A 7,350-nucleotide genomic window follows, 5' to 3' on the forward strand; every position below is an offset into this window, starting at 1 on the left:
ATGACCAAGGACCCGTTCCAGACGTTCAAAGAAGAGATCTCATCGGCAGTCGCGGGCGCGCTCAAGGAGCTGAAGGTCGAGACGCCAATGGTCCTCGACAGGCCCCCGGCCGGCATGGGGGACCTCTCCTTCCCGTGCTTTCCGCTATCCAAGAAACTGAAGAAGTCACCGGACGCGGTCGCGAAAGACATCGCGTCAAGGATCAAGCCGCACGGGATGATCGAGAAGGTCGAGACGAACGGCGGCTATGTCAATTTCAGAGTGAGCTTCGAGAAGCTCGCGCAGACATCGATAGACGACGCGCTCGCGAAGAAAGGCAGGTTCGGCGCCTCCGAGCACGGGAAGGCAAAGATACTCGTCGAGCACACAAGCGTCAACCCGACCGGACCAATGCATGTGGGAAGGGCGAGGAACCCGATCATAGGCGACACTCTCGCCAGGATCCTGCGACAGGCGGGATACGATGTCGCAACGGAGTTCTATGTGAACGATGTCGGGCGCCAGGTGGTGGTCATGAGCTGGGGGGTGAAGCACCTCAAGCTCGATGCAGAACCTGAGCGCGACAAGGACGACTACAGGTACGTTCTCTATTACCAACAGGCCAACAAGCTGCTAGAGGAGAAGCCGGAACTGGTCGGAGAAGTCGACGAGATGCTGTACAAGCTCGAGCACGGGGACCATGCCACTGTGAACCTGGTCCGAGAATCCTGCCAGAAGGTCTTGTCAGCCATCGTAGGGAGCCTCGGACGGTTGAATGTCAATGTGGATGTCTTCACCTGGGAATCCAAGTTCGTAGCTGACAAGAGCGTCGAGAAGATCATCGCGAAACTGAAAGACTCGGAATTCAGCAGGGAGCTCGACGGCGCCCACTACCTCGAGTTGGAGAGCTTCGGCATCAGTGGCCGGGAGACCAAATGGTTCTTCACCCGCGCAGACGGCACATCCGTCTACACTACCCGGGACCTGGCGTATCACATGGACAAGTTCAGCAGATCCGATGTCGCAATAAACATCCTGGGAGAGGACCACAAGCTGGCGATGCAGCAGCTCTCGGCCGCATTGTCCATCATGGGAGTCGAGAGGAAGCCCGAGATCGTCTACTACGCATTCGTCTCTCTCCCCGAAGGCAAGATGTCCACGAGGAGGGGACGAGTCGTGAACCTCGACGACCTGATAGACGAAGCGGTCGACAGGGCCCTTCAGGAGGTCAAGAAGCGCAGGACGGACCTCACTGAGGAGCGCATGAAGGAGATCGCGAACATAGTGGGCATAGGGGCACTCAGGTACAACATCGCCAGGATACAGGCAGAGAAGCAGATCGTATTCAAATGGGAGGATGCGCTCAACTTCGAGGGCAGCAGCGCGCCTTTCGTCCAATACGCGCATGCGCGCGCATGCTCCATATTAGCCAAGGCCGGCGAATGGGAACGCAGGTTCGACTCGAAGCAGCTCGTGAACGATAGCGAGAAGGAGTTGGCGAAGATGATCGCCAGCTTCCCCTCAGTCATAGCAGAATGCGCGGAGGACAGGAAGACACATCTGCTCGCGGTCTTCGTTCAGGACCTCGCAGCCCAGTTCAACCAGTTCTACAGATTCGTGCCGGTCCTCAAATCCGAGGGAGCGGCGAGGGAATCGCGCCTGGCCCTAGTCGAGGCCAGCATGTGGACGCTCAAGAACGCGCTCAACTGCCTGGGACTCGAAGGTCCTGAAGAGATGTGATCAGAGCTTCATGTTCCATTCGTCCCTGGAGTATCGTTCCGCGACGAGCCTCTTCACATGGCCCTGTTCAGCGTCGGTCATATCGCCTGGGATGAATTCGGCGTCGAGCGTCTCGGAGATCTTCTTGACGATGCTGCTCTTGACGGAGCCCATGTACGGAGCGCGCCCAAGCAGTGACTTCAAGGTCGTGACGCGGTCGGACGGTTTGGCGACCTTTCGATCCTTGACGGGAGCCAGCTTGAGCACGGCGTCCATGGTCGCGAGGTCGGTGTCGACAATGACCGTCCCGTGCTGAAGCACCGACCCCTTCCTCATCAGCTGCGCGTTGCCCGACAGCTTCCGTCCGCCCACTTCAACATCGTTCGGAGGACGGTACCGCGCATCGACCCCGAAGGAGCTGAGGGCGCGCGCGAGCGCCTCGCAGATTACGCAGAAGGCGCTCTTGTCCTCCGGCACATCGCATCCGTCGATGACAAGGCCGTAGATCAGCTGCCCTGAGTCGGTGTATATCGAGCTCCCACCAGATTTGCGCCTCACTATGGAGACGCCCCTCCTCTGGCATTCGAGGAGGTCGACGGAGTCCGCCACCTTCTGGAAATACCCGATGGAGACCGTGGGCACGGACCGTCTGTAGAAGTGAAGCGTGCCTGGAACGGCTCCCTGGACATGCGCCTCCAGGACGGCCTCGTCCAGGGCCGCAGACTCGGCAGGAGGCACGAGCCCGCTGTCGACCAGCCGCCATCTTCTCGGCATGATTGCTCATCAGAAGATAATGAAAAGTGTAGTTAAGAGGTTTGTGCGGTTTTCGGACAGGAAGTCGACTACAGGTCCTCGTCCTTCTCCTTCACGACCTTCTTCTCGCGCCTCAAGCCCTTCTTCTCGCGCTTGGACCATCTGCGGCTCAGGAATATGGCCAGCGGGACCAGGATGATTACCGCTGCGACGCCGCCCCACAGGAGGAGTTTCTTCCAACCGACCTCCTTCACATGAAGCGCGAGGTCGCCGCTCGCGGTGTACTTGTTCTGGCTCAGCTGGTCCTGGCTCGTGACATTCAGCTTGAAGGTGTATGTGCCCTTGTTGTCGAAGGTCCACGGGATCTTCGCCTGTGCTTTGCCGCCTACCTCCACCACGGTCACAGTAGACGAACCGTTCAAGAAGGTGTTCCAGGTGGTCAGGAGCTTCTGGCTCCCGTCCGCATTGACCTGGTAGATGTACAGCATCACATTGCTCGCGGCCGCGCTGCCGGTGTTGGTCATGTTCACGATGATGTACCCTTTCTCGCCCTCGGTGAAGTTCCCGGGTTCGTAGTACACACGGTCGATCCTCATGTTCGGCCTTGGCCCTGAGGCAATCTGTATGACCTTTGGCGTCTTGAGGTAGTTGCCCCCTAGGTCCGTCACGTTGAGGGAGACAGTCACGGCACCTATCCTCGTGTAGTTATGCGTGACGTTCAGCATGCCCTCCGCACCTGTGCCATTCAACCATGTACCGTCGCCGAAGTACCATGAGAAGTGCATCTGGCTCACATTGTTGAGGTTGTCCGTGGTGAGGTTGGCATCGAACACGATCGTCTTGTTCTCAAGTAGGTTGGTTCCGCCAGTGGCGTTCTTGACTGTGAAGCTGATAGTCGGTGCTGTCGTGTCATTGACATGAACTACGACCGTCGTGTTCTTCCAGTGTCCGACTGCATCCGTGACGTTCAGCGTCAGGTTGAAATCGCCTGCGTTCGCATATGCGTGGCTCGCATTCTGCTCGTCCCGGGTCCACGGGACCCTGCCGGACTTGTTGCCGTCGCCATAGTCGAACTCGACGTAGTCTATGTACGTTGTTCCCAAGCCGTCACCAGCAACTTCTGCATCATCGGTCGAATCGGTCGCGTTGAGCACGAAGCCTTCGCGCTGGTTGACCGTGATCGAGTTGTCGGTCGCGTTCACGGTCTTGTTCAGGAATGTAATCACCGGGGTTGGAGCCAGTCCGTCGCATGTGACGTTCAGTTCAGTCACGTTCCAGAGGCCGGAGACATCGGAGACGTTGAGGACAACGTGCCTGAGGGCGGACGCGCTAGCGAAGTTGTGCACGACTGTCTTGTTCATCGTGGTGACTGGGGCTGTCGTGTCCGCGAAATCCCACGTATACGTCAGCGGGTTGCCGTTCGGGTCGACTGAGTCCTTCGCATCGAACGTCGCATTGGCTCCTACCTTCACGACATACTTCACAACGGTGTCGTTGACCTTCACCGCGTAGACCGCGGACGGAAGCACTTGGATGCTTCCCTTGACCGTGGGTTTCTGGGACTTCTCAATCCACACCTGCACCAACTCGGTCACGCTCGAGCCCTGTTTAGAGCTGAGCATGACTGTGGGGTGGTAGCCAGTGACATTGACATGCCCGCCCGTGGAGTTCTGGACGGCCTCGTATTGGCTCGGCAAAGTGATACTGTTCACATGGTGCACAGCCGAGGAGTCAAGCATCGCCGTCGCGTTCATCATGTAGTCCGGAGCTGACGCGTCGACAGAGCCCACAGCCGTGTATGTGCTCGTGTACGAGTAGGAAACGCCGTCTGTCGACATGACCGACCCAGTGCCCAGTCCCGTCAGGAAGCCGAAGGTCGGCACACCGCTCGAGTATAGCGTGTTGTTGATCGTCAGCAGCCTTCCGCTGGTCGGGTGGGCTACCCCATAGCCAGTGAGCTTGGATGTGAACCTGCCAATCTCCGTCACGGAAAGGCTGCCGTCGGCCGGGACCTCGAAGCCGTTCAGGTCGATCTGCATCCTCAGGCTGCCGATGTCGCTATAGTTCATGCCAGGTATGGCATCGTCGTAGGACAGGACGGTCGCCAGGCTGTAACTGAAAGAGCCGTATCCGGCTGCAAGAGTCATATCGACCTGCTCAGTCCGCTGGGTCTGATTGTCCAAATTGAAGGTCAGGTATTGAACCGCACCAGTAGCGACGATCTGGGTGACATTCGCCGCGAGACCAGGCGCATCAACACAGACCGTGTAGGTGTTTCCCACTTTGGCATTGAACACGAAGTAAGGTGACAGTCCCTCGCTCTTCAACAGCCTCTTGATCCACGGCTGGGAGGTGTCGTCGTCGAGCGCATATGCGACTACTCCCGATGTCGCGGGCTTGGAACTATCGCTGTTCGTCACAAGGCCGCTGATGACACCGGCCGGCTCGAGCCAGACCGTGATGGACCTGGAGTTGCTGACCGTCTGCGCGGTAGCATTGGTCTCGAAACCGTCAGCCTGGACAGTCAGGTACATGCTAGGGCTGATGGTCGGGAACATGACGACGGTAGTATATCCCTCAATGCCGGTTGGGCCAGTATCGAGTGCCACTTTCTCGCGGGCAGCGTTGTCGTAGAATGACGCTCTCGCGCCCTGGATCGCCCAGTGCGGCGCTACGGCGTTGACGACGGTCACATTCCACGAATAGGCCGCTGTTGGAAACTTGGTCAGTTGTATCTGCGGGCTCACGGTGTAGCTGGTGGTCCCAAGGAACTTGAATCCGCGCACGTCAACTGCGTCGTAGTATGCGGCTGCAACCACGTCAACCCTGTAGTATCCTGATGGAGCACCTACCGCGCGGTAGAGGCCGCCCGAAGGGGTTGCCTGAATGACCTCCCCGGTGTGCACATTGGTCAAGGTCACAGTGGCTCCGGAAACGGGTATGCCGCCCGAGACTACGGGCACGTAGATGTCGTTCGTCCCCAGTGCCTGCCCCTGATTCGGTCCGGGCAGGACAACCAAGGTTGCCAGTGCCATGACGAGCACTAGTAAGCTGGCTGATAGCTTGCTCATTGGATTTCTGCTCATTAGACTTCCCCTCACTCTCCAAGGAACCTCGGTAAAGGCCCCTAATGGGAAAAGGTATTCCGCCGAATAGATTGCCCCTTTATAAGCTTTAGGTATGAGACCGGACGCCCTGCCATATAGCCAGCATTCGATTCGTGCTCAAGTGACTATCTTATTGATATCATCCGTATCGATGGCCCGCCGGACCTCCATCGCGAGCCTTCTGCCCGTGCTCATGTTGGTCCTCCAGGTTGTGTTCCCGTACGGGTGCCCGACCCACATGTGCACGTTCGTGCCTCCGCCGACCCTCGGCGCTACATCGTAGATATGGAACTTCAGGTCCTTGTCGACGCATGTCTGGAGGCAGAACGGACCTATGATGCCCGGGGAGTAGTGCTCCTGAGTGGCCTTGACGTACTTCTCCGCGAGCGAGAACGCGTTCTCTAACAAGGACTCTCTCATCGTTGCGGAGTTGTGCCCGCACACCGTGTACTCCGGGATCGCCTGCTGTCCCTGGAGCGTTATCTGTTGGTTCGCGGGCAACCTGACATGCCCGTCGAGGGAAGTTTCGAATCGCCAATCGACCCCTAGCAGCTCTATCCTCTCCATCATGTTCTCCAAGGGGGAGTAGAAGAAGTCGAGGTTGAACACCGGGCCTATTACGTACTCCTCAATACGTGCGGATGCGAGATCCTCCTCCGTGATCACGTTCTGGAATATCAGCGCCCGGGACTTCTCCCTGAACTCCTGGTACGATGCTGCTGAGAAGAACCCGCGCTCGAGCTTCTTGACCTTGTGGTGCAGCTTCACTATGACCAGGCCGTCGATGTCCTTCGGGTCCTCGATCTTCTTTGGGAAGGGCAGGCCCGCTTTCTCGAGTATCCAGTAGTAGTCCCTGTCCATGCCTCGCTCCTCGCTCCTGAGTAGGCCTCTTGTGCCGACCAGGGGGACCGCGAAGTTGTTCTCGATCTCCGTCAGGTCCACATACGAAGTGAAGGACCTGTTGGGGACGAACAGCACATTGTCCCTCTTGAGGAGCGCCTGGAACTTCTCGTCCATCATCGCATTGAACTTCTTCAAGGTCCACATCTCGTCTACGACGCCCCTGATCGCCTTGCCGTTCTTGTCTCTCTGGCACTTGAAGTATTTGGAGTAGGTCTTGTCCCTCCCTTCCTGGCATACGCCGACGGTCCTGAAGCCCTCTTCGACGGCCCCGTCGCAGACATCCAGTGCTGAGTGCGATGCCACCATGCCTATCTTGGCCTTGCTCAGATCGTACCGATCAACGATTTCGAATATCTTCTCTCTGGCAATCAATCAGAAATCCCCCTTCAAGAGCGCAAGCAGCGGGCTCGGCCGAGTTATCAGTCTCGCCGTATATTATTTTGCGCCTGGAGGCTCTAAGGCGAGCTCGTCCAGTCGTATGCCCAGCTGTGAGTAGACTGCTCTGAACCCGAACTTCTCGTACAGGCGCTTGGCCCTCGGGTAGCTCGTGTGGAGGTAGCACGACGATACCTTGCCCGTGAGATCTGTCAGGGCGCACCTCATGAGCTCAGTGCCCAGGCCTTCTCCCTGTCCCGAAGGTGTGACGTAGATGTCGAAGATCAGGCCAGTATCCCCTTCGAGCCGGGTGATGACGAATCCCCCTTGGATCAGGTGGATTGAGTAGTTCCTGTCTGTTCTGAACCTTCGCAGGCGGAACATGGACTGCATTGTTGATTCGTCGTAATACTCGGAGAACAACTTGACGGCCTGCGAGCGGTTCCTGCTCGATAATGCCTCGCACCTGTGTTCGTAAGCAACAGGCCGCTCGAGCACCATCCGCCACATGGTG

5 protein-coding genes are annotated in these 7,350 nt (G+C 57.9%); 1 reads left to right on the forward strand and 4 read right to left on the reverse strand.

Translation table 11 applies throughout. The features are described 5' to 3' along the window. Window positions 1–1,719, forward strand: a complete 1,719-nt coding sequence (locus tag KJ653_07105) for an arginine--tRNA ligase (GenBank protein MBU0685594.1) — start codon at window positions 1–3, stop codon at window positions 1,717–1,719. Here the strand turns inward: KJ653_07105 and KJ653_07110 are convergent, their stop codons facing one another. The 4 genes from KJ653_07110 to KJ653_07125 all read right to left on the reverse strand — a co-directional run. After that, complete coding sequence (locus KJ653_07110; GenBank protein MBU0685595.1) at window positions 1,720–2,472, reverse strand: lipoate--protein ligase family protein; 753 nt, start codon at window positions 2,470–2,472, stop codon at window positions 1,720–1,722. Window positions 2,473–2,540: 68 nt separating this feature from the next. Next, on the reverse strand, window positions 2,541–5,522 hold the full coding sequence (locus tag KJ653_07115; GenBank protein MBU0685596.1) for a PKD domain-containing protein: 2,982 nt from the start codon (window positions 5,520–5,522) through the stop codon (window positions 2,541–2,543). Between the two features lie 153 nt (window positions 5,523–5,675). Then, window positions 5,676–6,833, reverse strand: coding sequence for a formate--phosphoribosylaminoimidazolecarboxamide ligase family protein (locus tag KJ653_07120; protein MBU0685597.1), 1,158 nt, complete (start codon window positions 6,831–6,833; stop codon window positions 5,676–5,678). A gap of 63 nt (window positions 6,834–6,896) precedes the next feature. Then, on the reverse strand, window positions 6,897–7,350 hold a 454-nt coding region (locus KJ653_07125; GenBank protein MBU0685598.1), incomplete at its 5' end, for a GNAT family N-acetyltransferase.

It is taken from the genome of Candidatus Thermoplasmatota archaeon (assembly GCA_018814355.1).
Taxonomy (GTDB): Archaea; Thermoplasmatota; Thermoplasmata; order UBA10834; family UBA10834; genus COMBO-56-21.